The organism is Mycobacterium bohemicum DSM 44277 (assembly GCF_001053185.1).
In the GTDB taxonomy this organism is placed as follows: Bacteria; Actinomycetota; Actinomycetes; order Mycobacteriales; family Mycobacteriaceae; genus Mycobacterium; species Mycobacterium bohemicum.
The window spans coordinates 1-1,465 of record NZ_CSTD01000014.1 but is presented as its reverse complement, the minus strand read 5'-3'; the positions used below and the strand labels follow the sequence as shown (position 1 = coordinate 1,465).

General features: G+C 72.0%; 2 protein-coding genes and 1 pseudogene. 1 reads left to right on the top strand and 2 read right to left on the bottom strand.

Annotation, left to right across the window (positions count from 1 at the left end; translation table 11 throughout):
* Positions 1-437, bottom strand: a pseudogene (locus BN971_RS24315) (glycosyltransferase); the annotation flags it as partial.
* A 53-nt stretch (positions 438-490) separates the two neighbouring features.
* Here BN971_RS24315 and BN971_RS24310 point away from each other — a divergent pair.
* The gene (locus BN971_RS24310; protein ID WP_085181298.1) at positions 491-934 is read left to right on the top strand and encodes a limonene-1,2-epoxide hydrolase family protein; all 444 of its coding nucleotides are present in this window, start codon (positions 491-493) and stop codon (positions 932-934) included.
* Positions 935-1,008: 74 nt separating this feature from the next.
* Here the strand turns inward: BN971_RS24310 and pspM are convergent.
* A partial coding sequence (gene pspM, locus BN971_RS24305) for a phage shock envelope stress response protein PspM (protein ID WP_428978082.1) occupies positions 1,009-1,465 on the bottom strand: 457 nt, incomplete at its 5' end.

The window sequence follows — 1,465 nt, the reverse complement described above, 5'->3', positions numbered from 1 at the left end:
TCCCGCAGCCGGCCGCGCACCCCGCTGCCCGGCGCGAGCCCGCTGCCGATGGGCGGCAGACCCTTGGACGGCAGGTACAGCGGATGCGGGTTCAGTTCCACCCACGGGATGCCGAGCAGCTCGGCCGCCATTCCGCCGCCGGCGGTGATCACGTCGGACACCACCAGGTCGGGCGCCAGCGCGCGTAGGGCCGGCACGTTGAGCACGGCCATTCGCGCCGCCCGCCGGTGGATCCGCGCGCCGGCGTCCAGGTCGTCGTCGGTGGCCGCCAGCCCGTCCAGCTCGACGGCGTCGAGGCCGGCGCCGCGCGCGGCGTCGAGCCATTCCACCCCGGTGAACAGCGTCGGCTCGTCGCCGGCCTCGGCGAAACGCCGGCACAGCGCTATCGCCGGGAAGGAGTGCCCGGGATCCGGCCCGGCGACCACGGCGACGCGCATCGGGCCCTACCCTGCCACAGCGGCGGGCCGCCACGCTGCCTACGCTGACAAGCATGACCGAGCTGAACGGGACGGCGGCCACCGCCAGCGTTGCGAACACCCGCGTCGTCGAGGGCTTCTTGCATGCCCTGCAGGACGGCGACTACGACGCCGCGGACGCGGCGCTGGACGACAACCTCGTCTACGAGAACGTCGGCCTGCCGACGATCCACGGCCGCGCCAGGGCCATGAAACTGTTCCGCCGGATGGAAGGCCGCATGGCCTTCGAGGTGAAGATCCACCGCGTCGCCGCCGACGGCGCGGCGGTGCTCACCGAACGCACCGACGCGCTGATCGCCGGCCCGCTGCGGCTTCAGTTCTGGGTGTGCGGGGTGTTCGAGGTGCACGACGGGCGAATCACGCTGTGGCGCGACTACTTCGACTTCTTCGACATGTTGAAGGCGACCGCGCGGGGCCTGGCCGCGCTGGCGCTGCCGTCGCTGAAAGCGTCGTTCTGATCCTGATGGCGGCGACCCGCTTCCCCCGGCTCCGCCGCGCTCGCGATCGCCGCTAACCCGACGGCGGCGACCCGCTAACCCGTCTTGGGCAATCCCCCGAGCTCATCGAACGCCTGCGCCCAACCGTTCAGGCGGTCGGTCGCGTCGACCAATTCGGCGCGGTAGCGCTGCCGCGACGCGGCTACCCCGCCGCCGTTCACCGAAGACACCAAATGCGCTGCGGCGGTGACCATTTCGTTGTATTGGCGAACGCCGGCGCTCAATTGCGCGGTGAACGCATTGATGGTGGGCGCCAGATACGACCGCGCGGACGCGGAGTCGTGGGCGACCCGCTCCATCGACACCACCTCCGCGGCGGTGGCCGCCATCGCCGCCGAGGTCTTGGTGGCCGCGGCGTTCAGGTCGCGGATCTCTTCCTCCGGCAGCATCGAGCCCCGCTGCAGCACGCCCAACAGAGAGAAGAATCCGCGTTCGGAGGCGCCGAGGGCGTACATCGCGGGCCGCGCCGCCGATCCGGGCGGCGGCAGCCGG

Bases quoted from the DNA above. Each gene is read 5' to 3' on its own strand.
- BN971_RS24310 (WP_085181298.1), top strand. From the start codon at position 491: ATGACCGAGCTGAACGGGACGGCGGCCACCGCCAGCGTTGCGAACACC.